The following is a 23920-nucleotide window of genomic DNA, read 5'->3' on the forward strand; positions in this document are numbered from 1 at the left end:
GCAGCCGAACGCAGCCTCGCTGGGGCTCGACAGCTGCTACAGAGTTTCCATGGCCTAGGATCGAGGGGGCCTAGTCCTTCAAAAACGCCAACAGATCAGCGTTGAGCTGATCCTTGTGGGTATCCGTCAAGCCATGGGGAGCGCCGGGGTAGATCTTCAACGTAGATCCTTTCACCAGTTTTACAGACGCAATGCCCGCCGCTTCGATCGGCACCACCTGGTCAGCATCGCCATGCACCACCAGCGTCGGTATGTCGAACTTCTTCAGGTCTTCGGTGAAGTCGGTTTCGGAGAACGCCTTGATGCAGTCATAAGCGTTCTTGTGGCCGGAGGTCATGCCTTGCATCCAGAACCAGTCGATCATGCCCTGAGATGACTGGGCGTCCGGTTTATTGAAGCCGAAGAACGGACCGCTGGCGAGGTCGATGTAAAGCTGCGAACGGTCGGCCAGGGATGCCTCGCGGATGCCGTCAAACACTTCGATCGGCAGGCCCCCGGGGTTGGCTTCCGTCTTGAGCATCAGCGGCGGCACCGAAGAAATCAGCCCGGCCTTGGCCACGCGCCCGGTGCCGTGACGACCAATGTAGCGCGCCACTTCGCCGCCGCCGGTGGAGAAGCCGAACAGCACGACGTTTTGCAGATCCAATAACTCGATCAACTGCGCCAGGTCATCGGCGTAGGTGTCCATGTCGTTGCCGGTCCATGGCTGGCTGGAGCGGCCATGACCGCGGCGATCATGGGCGATCACCCGGTAGCCTTTGGAGGCCAGGAAGATCATTTGCGACTCCCAGCTGTCGGCGTTCAACGGCCAGCCGTGGCTGAAGACAACAGGCTGACCGGTGCCCCAGTCCTTGTAATAAATCTCGGTGCCGTCTCGGGTCGTGAACTTACTCATGCGATGTCTCCTTAGCGAGGGTTGGGGTGAATCAAACCGGTGAGTGGCTCATGCGTTCAGCCAGCCGCGCCACTCGCTCGCCCAGATGCGCGGCGGTGCAGCGGTCTTCGGGAGGCGGTGCGCATTCGGGGGACTGTTCGAGATTCGACTGCGCCATGGCGCCGAGCGAGCTGCCCAGGCGATTCATTTGCCCATCGAACACGCCCGTGCTCGAACGCGCCGGCAGCAGGTCGAGGCCGACCCAGATCATTGAATGCTGCGCGGCGAACACTGCCATCTGCAGCAAAGTGTTGAGTTTGTCTCCACACAGGCAGCCGGAATTGGTGAAACCGGCCGCCAGTTTGTCGCGCCAGGGTTGAGCCAGATAGAACGCCGCCGTGGCTTCCATGAACCCCTTGAAGGGTGCCGAGGCGCTGCCCATGTAGGTCGGCGCGCCGAAGATGATCGCGTCGGCGTTGTGCAAATGGTCCCAGTGCCGGTCCACGTCCTCGACCGAAATCAGCTGGCAGGTACTTCCCAAGTGCCTTTCCACACCTTGGGCCACGGCTTCAGCCATGACGCGGGTGTGCCCATAGCCACTGTGATAGACCACCACCACGTTGCTCATTCCGGCGTCCTCTTGACGTGGTTAATCCCTTTGTTACACGACAGCCCCGTGTGGGAGCGAGCCTGCTCGCGAAAGCGTTGCATCAGTCACTAACGATGTTGAATGTGCCGCCGCCTTCGCGAGCAGGCTCGCTCCCACAGACCGGTGGCCGTTGAAGATGCAGAGTTTTGGGCGTAGACCAGACGCAGGACGAGTTAAACGTTGTTAATTTTCCCTGGTGCGCCAAATGCCTCAGCGATACCTTCAAGACCATTGCGCCCAATAAATACGGAACTCATGAACTGTAGTCGCAAACCAGCGGTCCAGGCGGACATTGCAGAGTCATCCGGCCAGCGCATTGCGCTGCCGTAAAAACCTGACGAATATGCTCGAAAACCGCGTATCAGTCGGCGGCAAGCAGGAGTGACACGTTGACCCTTCCCCCCGAACAAGCCATCCATTTCGGCCCCTACCGGATCTACCCCGGACAACGTCTGGTCATGGAGGCCGACCAGCCCCTGCGCCTGGGTCGGCGCGCCATGGACATTCTGTTGATCCTTTTGGAACACGCCGGGAAGGTGGTCAGCAAACAAACGCTGATCGCCGGGGTCTGGCCCAACAGCGTGGTGGAAGACATCAACCTGCGGGTGCACATGGCCGCATTGCGCAAGGCCCTCGGTGACGGCCAGGCCGGCCAGCGTTACATCGTCACCGTGGCGCAGCGCGGGTACAGCTTTGTGGCGCCCTATTCGCTGGAGCACATCGAGCACCCTCCAGGGAGCGAAGTGCCCGCGCCGAGCGGTCACAACCTGCCCGTTCGTCGAACCCGCATGATCGGTCGCCAGTCCCTCGTCGATAACCTGATGGTCAAGCTGTCACGCCAGCGTTTCATTACCCTGGTCGGCCCCGGCGGGATCGGCAAGACCACCGTGGCCCTGCGTGTCGCCGAACAACTGATCGGGCGCTACCGGGATGGCATTCGTCTGCTGGACCTGGCGCCGATCAGCGATCCGTCGATGATCACCGTTCACCTGGCGACATTGCTCGAACTGTCCTTGCACGACGCCGAGCCGATGAGCGGCCTCGCCGCGTTCTTGCGCGACCGCCAGATGCTGCTGGTGATCGACAACTGCGAACACCTGATCGACGCCATCGCATTGCTGAGCGAGAGCATCCTGCGCGCCGCGCCAGAGGTGCACATTCTGGCCACCAGCCGTGAGAGCCTGCGGGCCGAAGGTGAATGTGTTCAGCGCCTGGAGTCGCTGGACTGCCCTCCCCCCATCGCCGTACCAGACCGCGCTCAGGCCCTTACATTTTCCGCCCTGCAATTGTTCGTCGAACGCGCGATGGCCAGCCACGACAGCTTCGAACTGACCGATGACGAGTTGCCGCTGGCGATTGAAATCTGCCGGCGTCTGGACGGTATTCCACTGGCGATCGAATTAGCGGCCGCGCAAGTCAGCGGCCTCGGATTAAGCGGATTGCTGACCCAACTCCAAGGCAGTTTTCGCCTGCTCACCCAGGGTTGTCAGACCACGTTGGGCCGACACCAAACCCTGCGTGCCACGCTGGACTGGAGCTTCGAACTGCTGAGTGCCTGCGAACAAACCTGTCTGCGCCGACTGGGTGTGTTCAGAGGCGGATTCACCCTGGAATCGGCGGCGGCGGTGATCGTCGGCGAACACATCGAACCGCAGGCAGTGTTTGGCTCGATCACGCAACTGGTGGCCAAATCGCTGCTGAACGTGGAGGTGGGTGACGAAGAGGTGTTCTACCGATTGCTCGACACCACCCGCAGCTATGCCCTGGAAAAACTCGACCAGGCCGCCGACCTGCCCGATACCCGCAAACGTCACGCCGAACGCTGCCTGGCGTTGATGAAGCAAGCCCAGCACGAGTGGGAGCTGATCCCGACAAGCACGTGGATCGAGCGTTATGCCCGCAGTCTGGAAGACATTCGTTCGGCCCTCGACTGGGGCTTGAACGCACAAGGGCCGCAGGCATTGGCGATACGCCTGGCCGCGACGTCCACGCCACTCTGGCAGGAATTGTCGCTGCTCAAGGAGCACGGCGTGTACGTGCGCAAGGCGCTGGCGTTGCTCGAGGCGGCGCCCAAGCCCTGCCCTCGTCTGCAAATGATGCTCAAGCTCGCCCTCGGCAGCTCCTGCTATCACACCCAGGGCGGCACCGCCGAAACCATCGAAGCCTTCGTCAGTGCCAGGACCCTGGCCAAACACAACAATGACATGGCCGGTCAGCTGCGGGCGGTGTCCGGGCACATGGCGGTCAACCTCAGTTGCGGCCACTATCAAATGGCGCTGGAGCAGAGCCTGCTATTCGACCGTTTGGGGGGCCATGGCGACGCCGTCTTGTCATTGAGCACCCACCGCTTGCGCGTACTGGCCCTGCACTTTGCCGGCAATCAGCAACTGGCTCGGGAGAACGCCGAAGAGGTCATTCAGCGCATGGCCCAGAGCGGCCACCTCAACCGCTTCACCCACGGTTTTGGCGTGCAATACGACCAGAGCGTTGCCGCCCTGACGATTCTGGCGCGCATCCTCTGGTTGCAGGGGCAACCGGAACAAGCCTGGCGCACCGCCCGGCAAGCGCTGGACATTGCGATCCAGATCAACCACGGCACGTCGATCTGCTACACCCTGGCGCTGGCCGGGTGCCTGATCGCCCACTACAACGGCGACCGCCAGACCGCTCGCGATCTCTTGCGCCTGCTGCTGGAGCAAGCGCAGAAACACTCGGTGCTGCTGTTCTATTCGTGGGCTCGGCACTATGCACAGGTGATTGATCGTGATGAGGCGTCGTTGCCCGATCAACCGGGGGTGGGGCTGATCGGGGAAATCATGGTCACGCTGGACAGCGGTTTTGTAGATGACGCCTTGCTGCAACGGGCCGATACGGGGATGGCGGGATGGAGCACGGCGGAGATATTGCGCGCCAAGGCCGAAGCACTGATGGCTGACGATAATCCGCTAGAGCTGTGTTGCCCGAGCGAGCGCTTTCGCGAGCAGGCTCGCTCCCACAAAAGCAAAGCGGCCGAAGAAGTATTGGTTCGGGCGTTGAATGTGGCCAGGCATCAGGGCGCCCTGGCCTGGGAACTGCGCAGCGCTACCTCACTGGCGCAACTCTGGCAGCGTCAGGGCCTGTATCAGCAAGCCCATGAGCTGCTGGCGCCGATCTACAACCGGTTCACCGAGGGGTTCGCAACGCCGGACCTGCGCAAAGTCCGGCGGTTACTCGACGAGCTCCATGGGCAATTGCCCACCTGAGACCCATTGCCCCCGGCTGATGTACTGTGAGTAACGCCGCTCGAGCACACGTAGATGACCGCTGTGTTCAAGCTTCTCCTGCGCATACGCGCGCGTCGTGTTGAGAAAGCGGTAGCGGGTTGTTCCATTGATCTGATCCATTGAGAGCAACGACTTGGCCACCAACCGTTCCACCAGTGCCGCCAGTTGATCCGGCTTGAGCACCTCGCAACTGCTCACGCCCATAGCTGCCTCGAGGGTAAAGGACATCTTGAACACCGACAGACGCTGCAACAGCGTCTGTTCCAGCAGGCTCAACCGCTCATAGCTCCAGTCCAGAGCCGCCTTGAGCGTTTGATGCCGAGGCACAGCGGTGCGCCGGCCCAGGGTCAGCAATTGAAAACAGTTGTCCAGTTGCGCTTGCAAGCCCACCAACGCCAGCGCGTGGATCTGCGCCGCTGCCAGTTCAATGGCCAGTGGCAACCCATCGAGCCGCCGACAGATTTCACGGACCGCCTGGAGGTCTTGTTCGCGCAAGGCAAACCCTTGTTGACGGGTTCGGGCACGACTGACGAACAGTTGCACCGCCGAATACCCCATGGCTTCGGCGACACTGCGCAACGCCGACACGGGCGGCACCGTCAGAGATGGCAGACGCTGGACCGTTTCTTCTGCCGCCTGCAAAGGCTCGCGGCTGGTCACCAGAATCGACAACCGAGGTGCCGACATCAGCAAACCCTCGACCAGGGTTCGGCACTGTTCCAGCAGGTGATCGCAGTTGTCGAGCACCAGCAACGTGTGCCGGCTTGCCAGCCCGTCCAGCGTCGTGCCGATCTCCCGTTCAAGGGTCTGGGTCAGATAATCGACCACTCGCGCGGGGTCATCGATCGCCGCGAAATCAATCAGCCACACGCCATCTTCATAGTGCTGCAACAGCAGTTCGGCGACACGCAACGCCACCGTGGTCTTGCCGACGCCGCCGGGGCCGACCAGCGTCATGAGACGCCGAACCGGCAACTGCCGGACGAGACTGCCAACTATCGAATCCCGGCCGGTCACCGGCGTGAGTCGTGCAGGCAGGTTGTGCTGATGTTTTTGAACGGTCTCGATCAAGACCTGCTCGCCCGCGGACGCAGGCTGCACCGGGGCGATAAAGCTATAACCGCGTTGGGGAATGTTGACGATGTAGCGCTGACCATTCTGCCCGTCGCCAAGCGCCCGACGCAGGGCCGCAATGTGCACGCGCAGGTTGATTTCCTCGACCACCGAAGTCGGCCAGACGTGAGCAATCAGTTCGTCCTTGCTGACCACGTTGCCGGCGCGCTCGACCAGCACCTGGAGGATATCCAGTGCCCGGCCGCCCATGCGCAGCGGTCGATCACCGTCAAGGATCAGCCGTTGCCGCAGGTGAAATGCATAGGGGCCGAATTGCAGCACCGCATCGCTGTTTAAATCTCTGAGGCTGTTCATGCACATTCACGTGCTGAAACCTGACCCGGCTCACAGTGCAGCAACATCCCTTGCACCCGCCTTCCAGGCTCCCGCACCTCCATTGCAAAGAGTTCAGGGTATCTTGGCAGGCATCAGTGACCGTACAACGACCATGATGGGAGCGTCACAGCCATCACGGTGCGCACAACGGACAAGAACGCTCTAGCTGAACTGTTCGCGGTATTGAGTCGGCGTCAAACCAAGCTTTTCACTGAACAGAAAACGCATGTGCCGCACGCTGCCGAAGCCACTTTTGAACGCCACTGTCTTGAGCGGCAAGTCGCTGGTTTCCAGCAGACTCCGGGCGCTGTCGATGCGTGCACTTTGCAGAAATTCCATGGGCGTCATGTTCACCTCCCGAGCAAACATCCGGGCGAAGTGCCGCGCACTCATGTTCGCTAGGCTGGCCATGCGCTCGATGCTGAATGCTTCATCGAGGTGTTCGAGCACATAGTTCTGCACGCGAGTGATCGGCGTTTCCTGCGGTGCAACAGCGGCCATCAACGGGCTGAACTGCGCCTGCCCACCCTGCCGCTTCATGACCACCAGCAAGACCTTGGCCACGTCCTGGGCGACTTTCTTGCCATGGTCTTCTGCGACCACCGACAGTGCCAGGTCGATGCCGGCAGTGACGCCGCCGGAGGTGATGAGGTTGCGGTCCTGCACGTAAATCTGATCGGTCTCGACGGTGGCCTTCGGGAAGCCTTTGATCAGTCGTTCGGTGTAATGCCAGTGGGTGGTCACGCGATAACCGTCCAGCAAACCGGCATGCCCCAGCACAAACGCGCCGGTGCAGATCGAGCCGTATCGTTCGGCGCGACCGACCGCGGCTTTGAGCCAACACAACAACGGTGGATGTTTTTCGTTGTAGGCACCCGGACCGCCCGGCACCAGCAACAGGTCAAACGCCCGATCCGCCTGATCGATGTGCAAATCGGCCTGGACGCTGACGCCGTTGGAGGCTCGCAGTGCGCCATGTTCGGTGCCGATGGTCGACAGTTCGTAACGATCATCCGCTGCCAGATATCGATTGGCGATGGAAAACACTTCCATCGGGCCTGCCATGTCCAGCAGGAGAAAGTCCGGAAACAACACCATAGCCACGGTTTTCATGGGTTCAAATCACTGAAGTCATAAGAAAGTCCATCTGCCAAACCCAAACCCTTTGTGGGAGCGAGCCTGCTCGCGATTGCGGTGTCACATTCAGCATTGTGGGAGACTGATACACCGCTATCGCGAGCAGGCTCGCTCCCACAGGGGTTTGGTGTTCGGCAGATAAGAGATGCCGTGCATTATGGCCAAGTGTGGCGCGCACACATAACTGTCAACCTGAACGCGACAGTATTTCAATTTCCACCTACTTATTGCACCCACCGATAACCATTAATCTTCTCCTCACTCGGACGAATCAACGTCCTCACAGGAGATTTCATCATGCTGACCCTTCGCAAAGCTTCCGATCGCGGCGCGGCTAATCACGGTTGGTTGAAGTCGTTCCATACCTTTTCCTTCGCCAATTATCGCAACCCGAAAGAGCAGGGTTTTTCCGACCTGCTGGTGATCAACGATGACCGGGTTGCCGCCGGTAAAGGTTTCGGCCAGCACCCGCACCGCGACATGGAGATTTTCTCTTATGTGCTCGAAGGTGCTTTGGAACACAAAGACACCCTGGGCACCGGCTCGGTGATCCGCCCCGGTGACGTGCAATTGATGAGCGCCGGCAGCGGCGTGGCGCACAGCGAATACAACCACTCGACCACCCGGCCGGTGCACTTCCTGCAAATCTGGATCGTGCCGCAAGTCAGCGGCGCCAAACCGCGTTATCAGCAAGAGCATTTCAGCACGCAGAAGAAACGCGGCCGTCTGCAACTGATCATCTCCCCCGACGGGGCGAAGGGTTCGCTGAAGGTGCGTCAGGATGCACGGGTGTATGCCGCGCTCATCGACGGTAAGGAAAGCGCCACTCTGGAATTGGCCGCAAACCGCTATGCCTATGTGCATGTGGCCCGTGGCAGCGTCGAGCTCAACGGCGTGCCGTTGCAGGAAGGCGATGGCGTCCGGGTTCGCGATGAACAGGTGCTGACGTTGAGCAATGGCGCGAATGCCGAGGTATTGGTGTTTGACCTGCGGCCGCAAGAGCTGCCGGAAATGCCGTAAAGCTTAGATCACGAGATCGCAGCCTCGTTTTACTCGACAGCTCCTACAGGGATTTGCGTACACCTGTAGGAGCTGTCGAGTGAAACGAGGCTGCGATCTTTTGACTTTCATTCCCCCGTCCCTGAAAACACCGCGACAATTTCATCGATCACCGCCCGAACCCGGGCGGTATGCCGCAAGTCCGCATGCGTCACCAGCCATACGTCATACGGCACTGGTCGCGTGCGTTCCGGCCATAGCCTGACCAACCCGTCCCTCTCCCCCATGTACACCGGAATTTCCCCGAGCCCGATCCCCGCGGCAATGGATCGGCGCACCAGCAGGCTGGAACTCAGGCTTGAAACAATGCGCCCGCGACCCAGCGGTTCCGAGACCAACGTCATGTCTTTGTTGCCTTGCAGATACGGCTGATACACCACCAGATCATGCCCCTCAAACGCCGAGCCCGGCTCGGGCGAACCGTGGGCATCGACATACGCTTGAGACGCGAAAAGGCCCACCGGCCAGCGGGCGATGCGCCGGGCGATCAGGTCCGGGTTGTCCGGCCGGGTATTGCGCACGGCGATATCGGCTTCGCGTTTGGACAGGCTGAGAATCTGCGTCGAAGCGTCCAGTTGCACGCGCACATCGGGGTGCTGTTGATGCAGACGAGCAATCGCTGGGATCAGGAAGTCGATGGCCAGGGAGTCCGTGGTGCTGACCCTTACGAGCCCGGTCAGTCGATCGTCGAGGCCTTGAATCCGGCGCTCCAGTTCGAGTGCTGAATGCTCCATTTTTTCGACCGCCCGCAACGCGGCTTCGCCGACAGCCGTCAACGCATATCCCTCGGAGGTGCGCAGGAATAGCGTGGCACTCAAGGACTTTTCCAGCGCCGTGATCCGCCGGCCGACCGTGGCCTGATCGACACCCAACACTCGCGCCGCGCCCCTTAGCGTCGACTCTCGGCACACCGCCAGAAACACCCGCGCGTCGTCCCAATTCATACGGCTCTCCTGCCGATGCATATATGCATCACTCTAACGAAAAATCGCTGCATTATTGCACCAATAAACCACGATAGGCTGGAGGCCAGCAAAACCCACAGGACCGTCATCATGCACAGCACCTCGCCCACCCCGCGCAACGCGATTTGGCTGCCGATCTTCGCCGGCCTCTGCGCCAGCCTGGTCAGCATCGGCCTGGCGCGCTTTGCTTACACGCCGTTGATTCCATCATTGATCCAGGCGCGCTGGTTTTCCGCCAGCGACGTGGTCTACCTCGGTGCCGCCAACCTGGTCGGCTATCTGATCGGCGCACTGATCGGCCGCCCTTTGGCCCAACGTACCTCCAATACAACGGCCCTGCGTCTGATGATGCTTGCCGTCACCTTGTCGTTTTTCGCCTGTGGTTTTCCGTTGTCGGTGAGCTGGTTCTTCGGCTGGCGCCTGTTGTCGGGCGTTGCCGGTGGCGCAATCATGGTGCTGGTGGCTGCCACGGTGCTGCCCCATGTGCCGGCATCCCGCAGAGGCCTGGCCAGCGGTGCGATTTTTCTGGGCATCGGCCTGGGCATTGCCGGGTCGGGAACGATTGTTCCACCGTTGCTGAGCCTTGGCTTGCAACAAACCTGGTTTGGTCTTGGTCTTCTTTCGCTGCTGCTGACCGCTGCGAGCTGGTTCGGCTGGCCATCAGACTCGCACCACGCGACCGCCACGGCACTGGACAACACTTCGTCGACACCGACCGACTCGCGCGTGTACCTGTTGTTCGCCCAATACGCGTTCATGGCCGCCGGACTCGTGCCAGCGATGGTGTTCCTGGTGGATTACGTGGCCCGCGGGCTCGGTGCCGGCTCGCACATCGGTGCACTGATCTGGGTGATGTATGGCGTTGGCGCGATTATCGGGCCGGTGAGTTATGGCTTTCTGGCCGATCAACTGGGCGCGAAACAAAGCATTCGGCTGGTGCTGGTGGTGCAAGCGATTGCCGTCGGCCTGCTTTCGATATCGAGTTCTTTTGCAGTGCTGGCCTTGCTGGCGGTGATCCTCGGCTCATTCCCGCCGGGCATCGTCCCACTGGCATTGGCACGGGTTCACGAACTGATCCCGCAGCATCATCAGCAGCAGACTGCCTGGAGCCGCGCGACGGTTTCGTTCGCCACGTTTCAGGCCATCGCCGGGTTTGCGTATTCGGCGTTGTTCAACGCCAGCGGCGGCGATCACGCGTTGTTGTTTGTCATTGCAGCCGGCGCCATTGTGGTCGCACTGTTACTGGAACCGGCCATGCGTTTGCTGAACAGATCCACTGTGGGAGCGAGCCTGCTCGCGAAGACGGCATCACATTCAACACAGTAGGTGACTGATACACCGCTTTCGCGAGCAGGCTCGCTCCCACAGGGATCAGTGCATTGGACTGAATCATTCGTTCACTTATGCGATCCCATTTACAGATGACTTTCACAACAGGACGCCGACATGAATCTGCCCCAAACCATGACCCTGATTGAAATCACCGAACCCGGCGGCCCGGAGGTTTTAAAGCCACGCCAGGAACCGGTTCCAACCGCCGGTGCAGGCGAAGTGCTGATTCGCGTGCACGCTGCCGGGGTCAACCGCCCCGACGTGATTCAACGCGCCGGCAAGTACCCGATGAAACCCGGCATGAGTCCGATTCCCGGCCTGGAAGTGGCCGGTGAAGTGGTAGCCATCGGCGCAGGTGTCAGCGAATTCATCGTCGGCGACAACGTCTGTGCGCTGACCAACGGCGGCGGTTACGCACAGTATTGCGTTGCACCGGCCAGCCAGATGCTGCCGATTCCTGAAGGGATGGATTGGGTGCACGCCGCGGCGGTGCCAGAAACCTTTTTCACGGTGTGGGCCAACCTGTTCGACATGGGCGGCGCCAGCAAAGGCCAGCGCGCGTTGATTCACGGCGGCACCAGCGGCATCGGCACCACCGCGTTGATGTTGTGTCGCGAATTCGGCATCAAGGCGTTCGCCACGGCGGGCAGTGAAGAAAAATGCGCGGCGATCCGTCAGCTGGGTGCCGAGGCGATCAACTACCGCGATCAGGACTTCGTCCAGGTCATCCAGGAAAGAACCGCCGGCAAGGGCGTCAATGTCATCCTCGACATCATGGGTGGTTCGTACCTGAACCAGAATATCGCGGCGCTGGGCATGGAGGGCCGACTGGTGATGCTGGGGTTTCTCGGCGGCGCACGCGCCAACGACGTCGACCTGCTGGGGATCATGAGCAAACGCGCGACGATCACTGGCTCACTGATGCGTGCGCGCACCCGTGAAGAAAAAGCCTCGATCGCCGAACAGTTGCGCGAGTACGTCTGGCCGGTACTCGCTGCCGGCCGTTGCTTGCCGATGATCGACAAGGTCTATGCCTACACCGACGCGGCGCTGGCCCATGCACGGATGGAAGCCGGCGATCACATTGGCAAAATTGTGTTGAAAGTGGACTGATCAGTACCCCTCACCCGCAGCCTTGGCGCCGCTGATGATCGCGATGCCCGAGCTGGTGCCCAGTCGCGTGGCACCGGCCTCGATCATCGCCAGTGCGGTCGGGTAATCGCGTACGCCACCGGAAGCCTTGACCCCGATGACCGCGCCAACGGTGCGGCGCATCAGGGCGACATCTTCCACGGTGGCGCCGCTGCGACTGAAACCGGTCGATGTTTTGACGAAAGCGACATTCAAATCACGGCAAATTTCGCAAGCCTTCACCTTTTCGGCATCGGTCAGCAGGCAGTTTTCCAGAATGACTTTCAGCGGCACACTGCCGCAGGCCTGTTTGACCTGGGCGATGTCGTCCCGCACCAGATCGAACGAACCGTCTTTCAACCCGCCAATGTTCAACACCATGTCGACCTCCCCGGCACCGGCGGCAATCGCCCGCTCGGCTTCGAAGGCTTTGGTCTCGCTCAGTCCGGCCCCCAGCGGGAAGCCGACCACCGCGCAGATATTGACGCGTTGCCCTGCGAGGCATTGAGCGGCATGAGGGACCTGCCCCGAATTCACGCACACCGAATAGAAGCCGTGTTCTACGGCTTCGCGGCACAGCGTTGCGATTTGCTCGCGGGAAGCATCGGGCGCCAGCAAGGTATGATCGATGTACTGCGCCAACGCTTGGGGTTCGAGGTGTGCCATCGCAAAAACTCCTGTTTGTATATTCAAATGCCCCTGCGCCACAATCGAGGATGATTCGCGCAAAAACGTTACAAATCTAACAAATAATGTTACTTAAATAACATCAACAATCAACCCCGGAATGCCTGTGGACAGTAAAAAAGCCGAGCGTCTCAAGCTGATTCAACAAGCCCTGCAAGACCAGAGCGCCATTCATCTGCGCGAGATGGCGGCATTGCTGGACGTGTCCGAGATGACCCTGCGCCGCGACCTGAGCAAATACACCGACCACCTGCGGCTGCTCGGTGGCTACATCACGAAAATTCACGACGGCAGCGAGCCCGGCGATTACCGCGTGGCCGAACAGGACACCCGCCACGTCGAAGAAAAACGCCGCATCGGCAAACTCGCCGCCGGGTTTATCCAGCCGGGCGACACGGTGTTCTTCGACTGCGGCACCACCACGCCTTTCGTGGTTGATTTCATCCCCGACGAACTCGAGTTCACGGCCGTGTGCAACTCCCTGAACGTGCTGCTCAAACTCTCGCAAAAGCCCAACTGCCACATCGTGCTGTGCGGCGGCACGTTCCACCGCAAGAACCAGGTGTTCGAGAATCAGAGCGAAACCGGCATCCTCGACAGCGTGCGCCTGACCTGGGCCTTCGTCTCCGCTGCCGGCATCAGCCAGGACTTCGGCGTGACCTGCTTCAACTTCAATGAAGTGGAGGTCAAGCAGAAGGTCATGCGTCAGGCACAACAGCGGTTGCTACTGGCCGACCACAGCAAGTTCGACACGGTGCGCACCGCGCACTTCGCCAACCTTGAAGACTTTCAGTTCGTGGTCAGCGACAAGAAAATCCCCAAGACCTATCGCGACGCCATTACTGCTAGCGGCGCGCAGTTGATCATCTGATCAGGGCCTGTTGTTCCACTGCATTCAGGTAGCCGGTGGTGACGCTGAAATCAGCCGTCGCCCCTGCTGCCAGCGAACGCACATGGCCCTTGGCAGACTCGGCGCGATAGCCTTCCGGTTCGCACGTGGCCGGCAGCACGAACGCCGCCACGTGTTGATCGGCGTTGTGCAAGATCCAGCGCGCGGCATGCTCGAATTGATCGGGGCGGTAGCGGGTGTAGAACGCCGCGCCGTCCGGATGGCTCAGCAGAAAATGCGCATGGCCGCTGTCGTCCGCCCGCACGTCGTCGAAGAAAAACACGATCTCGGGATCGTAGAGCGCGGGTCGATCCAGGCACTGGAGCTGTTCCGGCGCAGACGCCAACTCATCCATGTAACGACTCCAGGCCGGTGTCGGTTTCACATGGGCCGGCACGCTCGTGCGCAGGCGCACACGTTCGAAACCCAAGGGCTCGATGAAACGAGCGCCTTCGACATAGGCGTAATTCATGTGCGCCATGTACATCAGGTCCATCGGTTTGCCCGCGAGATTGGTCACCTGCATGGCGATGTCGAACAGCCCGGAGTCAGCACGTAAAGTCACGCTCGGGCTCGCCCGATAACGGTCACCAAAACCCTGCACGTATTCGTACTCGCCACCCAATCGCAGGTATTGGCCGACGCTGTCCTCACCGACCTCCAGCCAGGCGCGATCCATCGCCGCGCAAGGCATCTCACCGTGTAACGGATGATCGTCCTCGGGGCTCGGGCATCCATTACGTAGCAGGCCACTGTGGAACATGAAGCAGCCGTAGGTGCCGATCACCGTCGGGCTGGGTTTGGGCTGGCTGAACAGGTTGCGCATGGTCAGGTCGCAACCGTCGAACACGGCGGACCAAATCATCTGGCCCTGATACGGCAGCACCACGAGACTGCCGCGAGTGTTGGCCAATTCCACGGCCAGCACGCCACTCGGGTTGACCCAGGCGCTGACGGTGAAGGCCTCGGATTCCAGCAAAGTTTTGCGCGCCTCGCCGAACTGCGACGGATGAAGATTGATCCGCGTATTCATGACGCGACCACCGCACCCACCGGTGCCCGTTCGCTGTCGGAATGACGCAGGCAACGCACCGCGTACATCACGATCACGATGAAGCACAGCAGCGGCACGCTATAGGCCAGTTGCATGTTGCCGCCGCTGTAGTCAGACAGCAGCCCCTGGAAGATCGGAATCACCCCGCCACCGACAATACTCATCACCAGCAGCGAACCGCCGACGCCGGTGTCTTCGCCCAGGCCGTCAATCGTCAGGCCGTAGATGGTCGGCCAGCACGGACCGAGGAACACGCTCACGCCAACAGCTGCGTACACCGCGGTGATGTTCGGCACCAGAATGGTGTACGCCAGCAACGCGATGCACAGCACGCCGTACACCGCCAAGACCTTGGCCGGGTGCAGTTTGCGCATCAGCACGTTGGCGATCAGTTTACCGACAAAGTACGCGGCAAACGTCGTCAGCAGAAACCACGAGGCACTGCGCTCGTTCATGCCGCCCAATTGCATGGCCAAACGGATGGTGAAACTCCACACACCGACCTGGGCCCCCACGTACAGAAACTGCGCCAGCACACCAAAGGTGAAGCGCTTGTTGCGCCACAGCCGCGACAGGCTCTGGCCGAGGCTGGCGGTTTTCTTGCTGCTCGGTTGATTGCCTTTGCACGCGGGAAACCGGGTGATGGCGATCAGGATGAACATCAACACCAGCACTGCGATCATCCATTTGTACGGCAGCAACGTGGACTGGATCATTTGCAGCTGCTGGATCGCCGCGTCCGAGGCGCTCATTTGCGTGAGTTGCTCGCGGGTCGCGTCGGTGTCCTTGAACATCACAAAGCTGCCGACATACACCCCGGCCATCGCACCGAACGGATGGAAAGTCTGGGAAATATTCAGGCGACGGGTGCCGGTTTCACGCGGGCCCATCAATGTCGAGTAGGTGTTGCAGGCGGTCTCGAGGAATGACAGCCCCGCCGCAATCACAAACAGTGCGAGCAGGAACATGCCGTACTTGGCGGTCGATGCCGCCGGGAAGAACAGCAGACAACCGAACATGTACAGCATCAGGCCGATCAGGATGGTGGTCTTGTAGCTGAAACGGCGGACCACCAGTGCGGCCGGAATCGCCACGAAGAAATAGCCCAGATAAAACGCCGACTGCACGAACGCCGTCTGGAAATCGCTGAGCAGAAAAGCCTTCTTGAAATGCGCGATGAGCACGTCGTTCATGCTCGCGGCCGCCGCCCACAGCGCAAAAATGCTGCACAGCAAAATGAAGGCGAACCAGGGCGTGCGGTTCAGATAGAAACCATCGGGCGTCTGTTGGAGCGGAGGTGTTGTCATTGTTGTTCTCCGTGGTGAGCTTCGGGATGTTGGAGCGGTTGAATCACCTCAACGTCAGGCGTCGAGGCTGCGCTGAAATTCAGCGAATGCGTGGGCGTCCGGGTAGGACGTCTGGGTGCCCAGGCCCGTGACCGAGCAGGCGGAATACGCCACGGCCTGGGTCATGGCGGCGCGGATATCGCGGTCGCGACTCCAGTGATGAATGAAGCAACCGATGAAGGCGTCTCCTGCCCCGGTGGTGTCGCGTGCGGCAACAGACAGGCCGGGAATCTGAAACTCGCCCTCCTCGCCGACATACAGCGCACCTTGCTGGCCGAGGGTCACGATGACGTGGCGGATACCGCTGGCAACCAATGTCTGGGCGGCCTTATGGGCCGACTCCGGCGAGTCCACGGTCTGGCCCGTAATCAACGCCAGCTCGGACTCGTTGGGCACCAGGAAATCCAGTTGCGCCAGGTGTTCACGGCTCAGGCCTGACAAGGCCGGCGCCGGGTTGAGCAGCACCGGAATGTTGTGCGTACGGCCAAACTCGATGGCGTAGTAAACGGTGTCGACGTTGATTTCGAGCTGCAGAACGATCAGCGAACACTCGCGCAACGCCTGCGCGGCGGCGTCGATATCTGCCGGGAGCAGATGTGCGTTGGCGCCTTTGACGATGAGGATGCTGTTGTGCGAGTCAGCCTGAACGAAGATCGGCGCCACCCCGCTGGACACGCCGGGCACGCGCTGCACGTAACGGCTGTCGATGCCAAAGCGCTGGAAGTTGGCCAGGGTGTTGTCGGCAAACAGGTCGTCACCGACCTTGGTGAGCATCAACACATCCGCCCCAAGCTTGGCGGCGGCAACCGCCTGATTGGCGCCCTTGCCGCCACAACCGAGGGCAAACCCCGGCGCTTCGAGCGTCTCACCCTGGGCCGGCATGCGATCGATATAGGTGATCAAATCCACCATGTTGCTGCCGATGACTGCGATCTTGCTCATTGCTAACCCACCTTGATAGGGCTTGCCAGACTGACGCTGGCGTTGTTGTTTTGTTATTTAAATAACATTTCGTGTGATTATTCAATCTTTTTGTTGAGTGGGCTCTGAAGCAAAGACGAGTGGCTTTGCGCATGGCTTTGAAGATGGGTGGGCAGGAATGACGCCATCGCGAGCAGGCTCGCTCCCACAGGGGGGGACGCATTCCAATGTAGGAGTGAGCCTGCTCGCGATGAGGCCCCAAGCGGCACCGCCGAAACCGGGACAAAGTGATATCATTTAGACACCACGCGTCGTGGCTATCACGGAGGATCCATGAAAAAACTATCTCTGCTTACCCTGCTCGCTATTCTTTGCACCAGTCCATTGATGGCTCAGGCATGCCCAAAAGGCACCCACCCCGTCGGCGGCACCGGCTCGCACCATAAAGGTGGCAGTTGCCAGTAAGTCATCGCCCGGCACTGCGCCGGGCCCTTCATACGACTGTCGAATTTATCCCCACCCTCCCCACGCTTCTGTTAAAACCCAAACTTTCCTGTTCATCCTCAGGGCCCTGCATGTTTTCGAATTTGATGAGCCGCTTGGGCCGACGCTGGCTGCCGCTGTTGTGCATGGCCGTGCTGATCGTCGGCTTGCCGGTGAGCTGCGGTGTGCTCAAGTACACAGAGCGCGAGCTGCTGTTTCGGATTGAGCCGGGCAACGCTGGTTGGTATCGCGGTCTGCCGCAGGACGTTCAGGAATTCGACATCAAGTCCGCCGGCTTCAAGGCCGGGCAAAACCTGCATGCCTGGTGGTGGCCGGCCGCGCGCAGCGATGCGCCGTCGATCCTCTACCTGCATGGCGTGCGCTGGAACCTGACGGGCCAGGCGTTCCGCATCGAGCAATTGCGCGCCATGGGCTATTCGGTGCTGGCCATCGACTACCGCGGGTTTGGCCAGAGCAAGGGGGATCTGCCGTCGGAAGCCAGTGTTTACGAAGACGCGAGAGCCGCCTGGGAGCGCTTCACCAAGATGCAACCGGACGCCAGCAAGCGCCTGATCTACGGCCACTCCCTCGGTGGCGCGGTGGCGATCGACCTGGCGGCAGACTTGGCCGCGCAGGCGAAAAAGGACCATGGCGTGGTGCCGGTGCGCGGTCTGGTGATCGAATCCACGTTCACCTCGCTGGGCGATGCCGTGGCGCAAGTGGCCGACAGCAACCTGCCAGTGAAATGGTTGCCGGTGCGCTGGCTGCTGTCGCAGAAATTCGATTCCATCGACAAGATCGTCGACATCAACATGCCGTTGCTGGTGGTCCATGGCCTGGCCGACCCGTTCATGCCATCGCGGTTCAGCCAGCAGCTGTTCAATGCCGCCAACGAACCCAAGCACCTGTTGTTGGTGCCCGGTGGTACGCACAACAACAGCATGAGCCTGGGCGGTACCCTGTATCGCCAGGCACTCGACGGTTTGATGAAAACAAAACCAACACAAATGGCCGGGCCGACGGTAACTCGGGTTTCTCGGGAGTCTTGAGCGCTATCGGTAACCGCGGGCCTGCAAATCAAACAACTGCGCATAGCGCCCGCCCGCGGCCACCAGATTGTCGTGATCACCCCGCTCAAGAATCGCTCCCTGGTCCAGCACAATGATGTGGTCTGCATTGCGCACGCTGGAAAACCGGTGGGAGATCAGCAACGTCATCCGGCCTTCGGTGTGTTCACTGAAGTGCTCGAATACCGCCGCTTCCGCCGCCGGGTCGAGTGCCGAGGTCGGCTCATCGAGAATCAGGATATCGGCGTTGCGCCGCATGTAGGCGCGCGACAACGCGATCTTCTGCCATTGCCCGCCGGACAGCTCCTGGCCGCCAGCAAACCACCGCCCCAATTGCGTCGCATACCCTCGATCCAACCCTTCGATAAAGGGTGCGGCCATGCCCTCGGCGGCGGCCTCCTGCCAGCGCTGTTCATCGTTGAACGCCAGGGTGTCACCGACGCCGATGTTCTCGCCGACGGAGAATTGGTAGCGGATGTAGTCCTGAAAAATCACCCCGATGCGCCGCCGTAGCGTGTCTTCTTCCCACGCTTGCAGATCGCTACCGTCCAGCAGGATACGGCCCTGATCAGGACGGTACAGGCGCGTCAGCAATTTGATCAGCGTGGTCTTGCCCGAACCGTTCTCCCCCACCAGCGCCACACTGTGGCCGGGCACAAGGTGCAGATCGATGCCTTCCAGCGCGGCGCGACTGGCTCCCGGATAACGGAAACCGACGTTCTCGAAACGCAGGCCATCGCCGGGGACCGCGCCCACGGTGAGGTTGCCGGTATCCGCCACAACAGGCTCGGCCAGGTATTCATAAAGACTGGAGAGGTAAAGGCCATCCTCGTAGAGACCGCTGATGGCGCTCAAGCTGCTGCTCACCGCCGTCTGCCCCTGCTTGAACAACACCAGGTACATGGTCATCTGACCGAGGCTGATATTGCCATGGACGGTATCGACCACCACCCAGGCATACGCCAGATAAAACGCGCCGGTGCCCAGTAGACCGAGGACAAATCCCCAGCCATCCCGACGCAATGTCAGGCGCCGGTCTTCGGCGTAGAGCCGCGCGAACGTCTCGCGATAACGCTTCAATAGCAGCGGCGCGAAGCCGAACAGTTTGACCTCTTTGATGTAGCCCTCGTGAGAGAGCAGCGTCTCGATGTAACTCTGTTGCCGACTCTCCGGCGCGCGGCGAGTGAACAGTCTGAAAGCATCACCGGAAAAATGTGCTTCGGCGAAGAATACCGGTAGTGCACCGACCACCAGCAGCACCAGCGCCCAGGGCGAGAAATGCACCAGCAACACGCCGAAGCTGATCAACACGATCAGATTCTGAATCAACCCCAACGACTTCATCACCAGCGCCAACGGCCGGGTTGAAGCCTCGCGGCGCACCCGAACCAGTTTGTCGTAGAACTCGGAGTTCTCGAACTGCACCAGCGATAACGTCTGGGCCTTCTCCAGAATCATCGTGTTGACCTTCTGCCCCAACTGCACCCGCAACAGCGATTGCTGGACCGACAGCGCCCGCTGAGTCCCGGACAGCAACGCGAGCACGCCCGCTTCAAACAGCACATAACGCACGACCGGCCACAACGGCGCACTGCCCTGTTGCGCGTGCAACTGCATGGCGGTGACAACGGCATCGACAATGCGTTGGCCCAACCAGGCGGCCAGCGCCGGGAGTACACCGGCAATCAGCGTCGCCAGCACCAATCCCAGAAACAGTCCGCGAGACGTTGCCCAGACCAGCAGCAACGCGCGTCTCGCCTGGTCGATTAAGGCGGTGAAGCGATCAAGAACAGGGTTCACTCCGAGAGCTCCCCCTGATACCTCGCCCGATACCGTCCCGGACTTTCTCCCGTCCACTTCTTGAACGCCCGATGGAACGCACTCGGTTCCTGAAAGCCAAGCTGCTCGGCAATGTCGCTGATGCTCGCTCGACTCTGGCGCAGCTGTTCGAAGGCAACGCCACGGCGCACCTCGTCCTTGATCTCCTGGTACGAACACCCTTCCCGTTCGAGCTTACGGCGGAAGGTGCTGGGGCTCAGGTGCTGTTCCAGGGCGAAGGCCTGCAAGGTCGGCCATTGGCTGTAATGGCTGTTACGCAGGCGCTGATGGACCTGCGACGCCAGGCCGTGTTGATTGCGAAAACGGATCACCAGCCATTGCGGCGCAGTGCGCAAAAACACTTTCAGGGATGCCAGATCCTGAACCACCGGCAGACGCAAATAGTGGCTGGCGAATTCGATTTCGGTACGCTCGGCACCAAAGGTCAGGTTCGGCCCCCAGAGTAGACGGTCATCGCTGAGCGACACACGCTGGTGGCGAAAGTCTGCGCGATCGATGGGGATGCGCCGGCCACCCAGCCAGCAGAGCAGGCTGATCATCAACACCAGAAAAGTCTCCTCGCCCAAACGACTGACGTCGCTGTTTGGCGAGTGGTTTTGTAAGCTGATCACCGCACGCTTGCCGCGCACCGTCAGCGTGCCGCGAAAGTCACGGAGGAACAGCGCGAAATTGGCCAGGCACTGGCGCATGGCTTTGTGCAGGTCAGGTTCCTGAATCAATGCCCGGCAGATCAGGGCGAAAGCGCCCGGCGGCATGCCATGGGAGTCGAGCCCGAAGAACTCATCGTTGAGCTCGCGTATCTGAATCAACCACAACGCGGCAAACGCACTCGCCGGCACACGCGCAGTAGGCTGCTCCATCAACGCAGGGTCGATGCCAGCCTGTTCAAGCGCAGCCCTCTGACGTTGCGGATTGTTTCCCAGCCCATGGATCATTGCCTGCACGAAGTAGGCGGAAACCGAGTCCTTTTCCCGCATGTGAACGCTTCTCTCCCCATCACCCGAATGGCAAAAAACACCAATGCCGTTGAACAGTTTCGGCATAGGACAACCGCCCTGCCGGCTCTAGACTCGCGGCCAATAGTACGCCTTCGGCCACTCTGGCGGCCAAGGTATCGCGGGATTTGATCGGAAGGACAGAACATGAATCTGCAAAACATTGGCGTGATCGGCGCAGGCACCATGGGCAATGGCATTGCGCAAGTCTGCGCCTTGGCCGGTTTTAACGTGACCTTGCTCGACATCTCCGAGAGCGCCCTGCAAAAGGCCGTCGCAACCGTCAGTAAAAACCTCGATCGACAGGTTGCCAAGGAAACGCTGACGCAAGAGCAAAAACTCGCCGCCCTCGACAAGATCCGCACCAGTACCGATTACAGCAGCCTGCAGAACGTGCAACTGGTGATCGAAGCCGCGACCGAAAACCTCGAGCTGAAACTGCGCGTGCTGCAACAGATCGCCGCGCAGGTCAGCGACGATTGCGTGATTGCCTCCAACACGTCTTCGCTGTCCATCACCCAACTCGCTGCCAGCGTGAGCCAGCCTGAGCGCTTCATCGGTCTGCACTTCTTCAACCCGGTGCCGGTGATGGGCCTGATCGAGGTGATTCGCGGTTTGCAAACCAGCGACGCCACCCACGCCCTGGCGCTGGACATGGCGACCACGCTCGGTAAAACCGCGATCACTGCGGGCAACCGTCCGGGCTTCGTGGTCAACCGGATTCTGGTGCCGATGATCAACGAAGCGATCCTGGTGTTTCAGGAAGGCCTGGCCAGCGCCGAAGATATCGACGCCGGCATGCGCCTGGGTTGCAATCAGCCGATCGGGCCGTTGGCGTTGGCGGACCTGATCGGCCTGGACACCGTGCTGGCGATCCTCGAAGCCTTCTACGACGGCTTCAACGACAGCAAGTACCGCCCTGCTCCACTGCTCAAGGAAATGGTCGCCGCGGGTTACCTGGGGCGCAAAACGGGGCGTGGCTTCCATGCCTATGCCTGAGCGTTGCTCGCGCTTTGCCGAGTACCGGGACAAGGTGCTGGAGCTGTTCGCCTGCAAGGGTTTCGGACAGGTCGGCATGCGTGAGCTCGCGACCTGCCTGGGGCTCGCTCCCGGCTCGTTGTATCACCATTACCCCAGCAAGCAGCACTTGCTGCTCGACCTGATCGAGGAGTTTTACGAAGAGCTGCTGGCAACCTTGGGGCGGATCGAGCAAAAGGCCCCGGCGAAACGTGACAAACTCCATGCCCTGATCCGAGCGCATTTGAACCTGCATCAGGAGATGCCCTGGCATTTTCGTCTGGCAGAGCGTGACAGCGGCTGCCTGAATGAAGAGCAACAGGAGCGGGTTCGGCAGCTGCGCGAGCAATACGAGCGCAAATTGCTGCTGATGCTCGGGGCCCGATCCCGCTTCAGTGAACAGGGTCTGCTGGCTGCCGGACATGCAATCGCAAACTTACTCAACAGCGCGCCCGGCTGGTTGGCGCAGCACACGCTTAGTGAAGCGGAGCGAGATGAGCTGCTGGAAAACCTAGTCAGCGGTGCCATCGAGCGTTTGCTGCGCCCCTCGGGTCCACGCGCAGTAGCTTGAGGACAGTGGATCGACACCTAGGCGCCGGAAGCAATAAGCCACGTCGCCTCAATAGAAAAAACATCTAAACAATTCCCGCCAATCACGACATCTAACGCTTTGCTAATGGGAGCCTAATCACTGCGGAGCCTGAGGTGAATTCGGCCTCTCTTCGCCTCTTCGTAACCGGGAGCAAAGCATGAAAATCAATCCCTATCTGATCTTCAACGGCGATTGCAAAGCCGCCTTCACCTTCTATTCCCAAAGCCTGCCAGGTCAAATCGAAGTCATGATGACCTTCGGCGAAAGCCCCGCGCGCGAGCACTTTCCGGCGGACTACCACAACTTGATCATCCACACCCGCCTGCTGGTGGGCGATCAGGCGATCATGGGCTCGGACACAACCCCTGATCGCCCTACTGACGAAATGAGCGGTTGCTCGATTTCACTGAATGTCGACAGCATTGCGGAGGCTGAACGGGTGTTTTCTGCGTTGTCGGACGGCGGCAAGGTTGAAATGCCACTGGAAACGACGTTCTGGGCGGCTCGCTTCGGCATGCTGGTTGATCGGTTTGGTGTGTCGTGGATGGTGAATTGCGAAAAGGATCAATGAACCACTTTCTCAAGGCATGAAAAAGCCCAACCTGAAAAGGTTGGGCTTCTGGCAACTGCCGGACCGTCTGCTACCGTCAACACGCTACCTCGTACAGCAGCGGATTGTTCGGAGGAACCCCACTATGCCTGCCCATGACGTGCCTTGGTCCACTCGTTTCAAACTGTCACTGCTGGCCGGAGGACTCACCGCCACTCTGCTCGCGCTGAGTGGGTGCGCCACCGTCGACGCCCAGACCACTGCCTATGTGGGCGTCGAGCATCCCGCGCCGACGCTCGCGAGCGAAGTCGTGGTGCTGCGCACCGAGCCTCTTCGCCCTCACGTCCGATTGGGTGAGGTGGTCATCGATGCCAGCGTCGAGCCTGCTCCTCCCATCACTCAGGTAGAAGAGAAACTACGCCAAGAGTCCGCCAAGCTCGGCGGCGATGCCGTGGTGGTGGTCTACGACCATATCCAACCGGTGGGCGCCTATGTCAACGGCCCACTGTGGGCTCGCGACGTAAAAACCATCGAAGGTCGGAAACTCAAAGGGATTGTGATCAAGTACCGGTAATGTCCGTTCGCACTTTCCTGCGGACGAAACAAAACCCCTACCTGCAT

Annotated in this window: 22 protein-coding genes; 11 read left to right on the forward strand and 11 right to left on the reverse strand. The window is 60.4% G+C overall.

Annotation, left to right across the window (positions count from 1 at the left end; genetic code table 11):
• Positions 1-70: 70 nt before the first annotated feature.
• Together VD17_RS30090 and VD17_RS30095 are read right to left on the reverse strand one after the other, a co-directional pair.
• A complete protein-coding gene (locus VD17_RS30090; RefSeq protein ID WP_046057008.1) occupies positions 71-895 on the reverse strand; it encodes an alpha/beta fold hydrolase in 825 nt (274 codons plus the stop codon).
• 31 nt (positions 896-926) lie between these two features.
• Positions 927-1502: a flavodoxin family protein gene (locus tag VD17_RS30095; RefSeq protein WP_046057009.1), complete on the reverse strand. Its 576-nt coding sequence runs from the start codon at positions 1500-1502 to the stop codon at positions 927-929.
• A gap of 410 nt (positions 1503-1912) precedes the next feature.
• On the opposite strand from VD17_RS30095, the gene VD17_RS30100 reads away from it, so the two are divergent.
• Entirely contained in the window at positions 1913-4765 is a 2853-nt protein-coding gene (locus VD17_RS30100) for an ATP-binding protein (protein ID WP_046057010.1), read from the forward strand.
• On the opposite strand, the gene VD17_RS30105 is transcribed toward VD17_RS30100, so the two are convergent.
• Both VD17_RS30105 and VD17_RS30110 read right to left on the reverse strand, forming a co-directional pair.
• Complete coding sequence (locus VD17_RS30105; protein ID WP_046057011.1) at positions 4730-6214, reverse strand: ATP-binding protein; 1485 nt, start codon at positions 6212-6214, stop codon at positions 4730-4732. The genes VD17_RS30100 and VD17_RS30105 overlap by 36 nt on opposite strands.
• A 183-nt stretch (positions 6215-6397) precedes the next feature.
• On the reverse strand, positions 6398-7348 hold the full coding sequence (locus VD17_RS30110) for a GlxA family transcriptional regulator (protein ID WP_046057012.1): 951 nt from the start codon (positions 7346-7348) through the stop codon (positions 6398-6400).
• A 321-nt stretch (positions 7349-7669) separates the two neighbouring features.
• Here VD17_RS30110 and VD17_RS30115 point away from each other — a divergent pair, with 321 nt between their 5' ends.
• Positions 7670-8392, forward strand: a complete 723-nt coding sequence (locus VD17_RS30115) for a pirin family protein (protein WP_046057013.1) — start codon at positions 7670-7672, stop codon at positions 8390-8392.
• Positions 8393-8499: 107 nt separating this feature from the next.
• Here VD17_RS30115 and VD17_RS30120 read toward each other — a convergent pair whose 3' ends face one another.
• Complete coding sequence (locus tag VD17_RS30120) at positions 8500-9375, reverse strand: LysR family transcriptional regulator (RefSeq protein WP_046057014.1); 876 nt, start codon at positions 9373-9375, stop codon at positions 8500-8502.
• A 111-nt stretch (positions 9376-9486) separates the two neighbouring features.
• On the opposite strand from VD17_RS30120, the gene VD17_RS30125 reads away from it, so the two are divergent.
• Together VD17_RS30125 and VD17_RS30130 are read left to right on the forward strand one after the other, a co-directional pair.
• The gene (locus tag VD17_RS30125) at positions 9487-10722 is read left to right on the forward strand and encodes a YbfB/YjiJ family MFS transporter (protein WP_046057015.1); all 1236 of its coding nucleotides are present in this window, start codon (positions 9487-9489) and stop codon (positions 10720-10722) included.
• 120 nt (positions 10723-10842) lie between these two features.
• Complete coding sequence (locus VD17_RS30130) at positions 10843-11841, forward strand: NAD(P)H-quinone oxidoreductase (protein ID WP_046057016.1); 999 nt, start codon at positions 10843-10845, stop codon at positions 11839-11841.
• Here VD17_RS30130 and deoC read toward each other — a convergent pair whose 3' ends face one another.
• The gene (gene deoC / locus VD17_RS30135; RefSeq protein ID WP_046057017.1) at positions 11842-12525 is read right to left on the reverse strand and encodes a deoxyribose-phosphate aldolase; all 684 of its coding nucleotides are present in this window, start codon (positions 12523-12525) and stop codon (positions 11842-11844) included.
• 121 nt (positions 12526-12646) lie between these two features.
• Between deoC and deoR the strand changes: the two genes are divergently transcribed.
• Positions 12647-13417 carry a DNA-binding transcriptional repressor DeoR gene (deoR, locus tag VD17_RS30140; RefSeq protein ID WP_185753261.1) on the forward strand — a complete coding sequence of 257 codons (771 nt, stop codon included), beginning with the start codon at positions 12647-12649 and terminating at the stop codon, positions 13415-13417.
• On the opposite strand, the gene VD17_RS30145 is transcribed toward deoR, so the two are convergent.
• Genes VD17_RS30145 through rbsK form a run of 3 tightly spaced genes read right to left on the reverse strand, consistent with a single transcriptional unit; the run spans position 13410 to position 16777 of the window.
• Positions 13410-14468, reverse strand: a complete 1059-nt coding sequence (locus tag VD17_RS30145; RefSeq protein ID WP_046057019.1) for an aldose 1-epimerase family protein — start codon at positions 14466-14468, stop codon at positions 13410-13412. The two genes, deoR and VD17_RS30145, sit on opposite strands and share 8 nt — an antisense overlap.
• A complete protein-coding gene (gene fucP, locus VD17_RS30150) occupies positions 14465-15796 on the reverse strand; it encodes an L-fucose:H+ symporter permease (RefSeq protein WP_046057020.1) in 1332 nt (443 codons plus the stop codon). Before fucP ends, VD17_RS30145 begins: the two co-directional genes overlap by 4 nt.
• Positions 15797-15850: 54 nt before the next feature.
• On the reverse strand, positions 15851-16777 hold the full coding sequence (rbsK, locus tag VD17_RS30155) for a ribokinase (protein WP_046057021.1): 927 nt from the start codon (positions 16775-16777) through the stop codon (positions 15851-15853).
• 312 nt (positions 16778-17089) lie between these two features.
• On the opposite strand from rbsK, the gene VD17_RS32830 reads away from it, so the two are divergent.
• Positions 17090-17221, forward strand: coding sequence for a hypothetical protein (locus VD17_RS32830; RefSeq protein ID WP_259674617.1), 132 nt, complete (start codon positions 17090-17092; stop codon positions 17219-17221).
• A gap of 110 nt (positions 17222-17331) precedes the next feature.
• Positions 17332-18288: an alpha/beta hydrolase gene (locus VD17_RS30160; RefSeq protein ID WP_046057022.1), complete on the forward strand. Its 957-nt coding sequence runs from the start codon at positions 17332-17334 to the stop codon at positions 18286-18288.
• 3 nt (positions 18289-18291) lie between these two features.
• Here the strand turns inward: VD17_RS30160 and VD17_RS30165 are convergent, their stop codons facing one another.
• Complete coding sequence (locus VD17_RS30165; RefSeq protein WP_046057023.1) at positions 18292-20106, reverse strand: ABC transporter ATP-binding protein; 1815 nt, start codon at positions 20104-20106, stop codon at positions 18292-18294.
• A complete protein-coding gene (locus VD17_RS30170; protein ID WP_046057028.1) occupies positions 20103-21122 on the reverse strand; it encodes an AraC family transcriptional regulator in 1020 nt (339 codons plus the stop codon). Before VD17_RS30170 ends, VD17_RS30165 begins: the two co-directional genes overlap by 4 nt.
• A 165-nt stretch (positions 21123-21287) precedes the next feature.
• Here VD17_RS30170 and VD17_RS30175 point away from each other — a divergent pair, with 165 nt between their 5' ends.
• From VD17_RS30175 to VD17_RS30190, 4 genes are all read left to right on the forward strand, one after another.
• Complete coding sequence (locus VD17_RS30175; protein ID WP_046057024.1) at positions 21288-22139, forward strand: 3-hydroxybutyryl-CoA dehydrogenase; 852 nt, start codon at positions 21288-21290, stop codon at positions 22137-22139.
• Positions 22126-22728 carry a TetR/AcrR family transcriptional regulator gene (locus VD17_RS30180; protein ID WP_046057025.1) on the forward strand — a complete coding sequence of 201 codons (603 nt, stop codon included), beginning with the start codon at positions 22126-22128 and terminating at the stop codon, positions 22726-22728. The genes VD17_RS30175 and VD17_RS30180 overlap by 14 nt, the downstream gene beginning before the upstream one ends.
• 178 nt (positions 22729-22906) lie before the next feature.
• On the forward strand, positions 22907-23320 hold the full coding sequence (locus VD17_RS30185) for a VOC family protein (RefSeq protein WP_046057026.1): 414 nt from the start codon (positions 22907-22909) through the stop codon (positions 23318-23320).
• A 124-nt stretch (positions 23321-23444) separates the two neighbouring features.
• Positions 23445-23873, forward strand: a complete 429-nt coding sequence (locus VD17_RS30190; protein ID WP_046057027.1) for a hypothetical protein — start codon at positions 23445-23447, stop codon at positions 23871-23873.
• Positions 23874-23920: the final 47 nt, after the last annotated feature.

Source organism: Pseudomonas fluorescens, assembly GCF_000968015.1.
Lineage (GTDB): Bacteria > Pseudomonadota > Gammaproteobacteria > Pseudomonadales > Pseudomonadaceae > Aquipseudomonas > Aquipseudomonas fluorescens_W.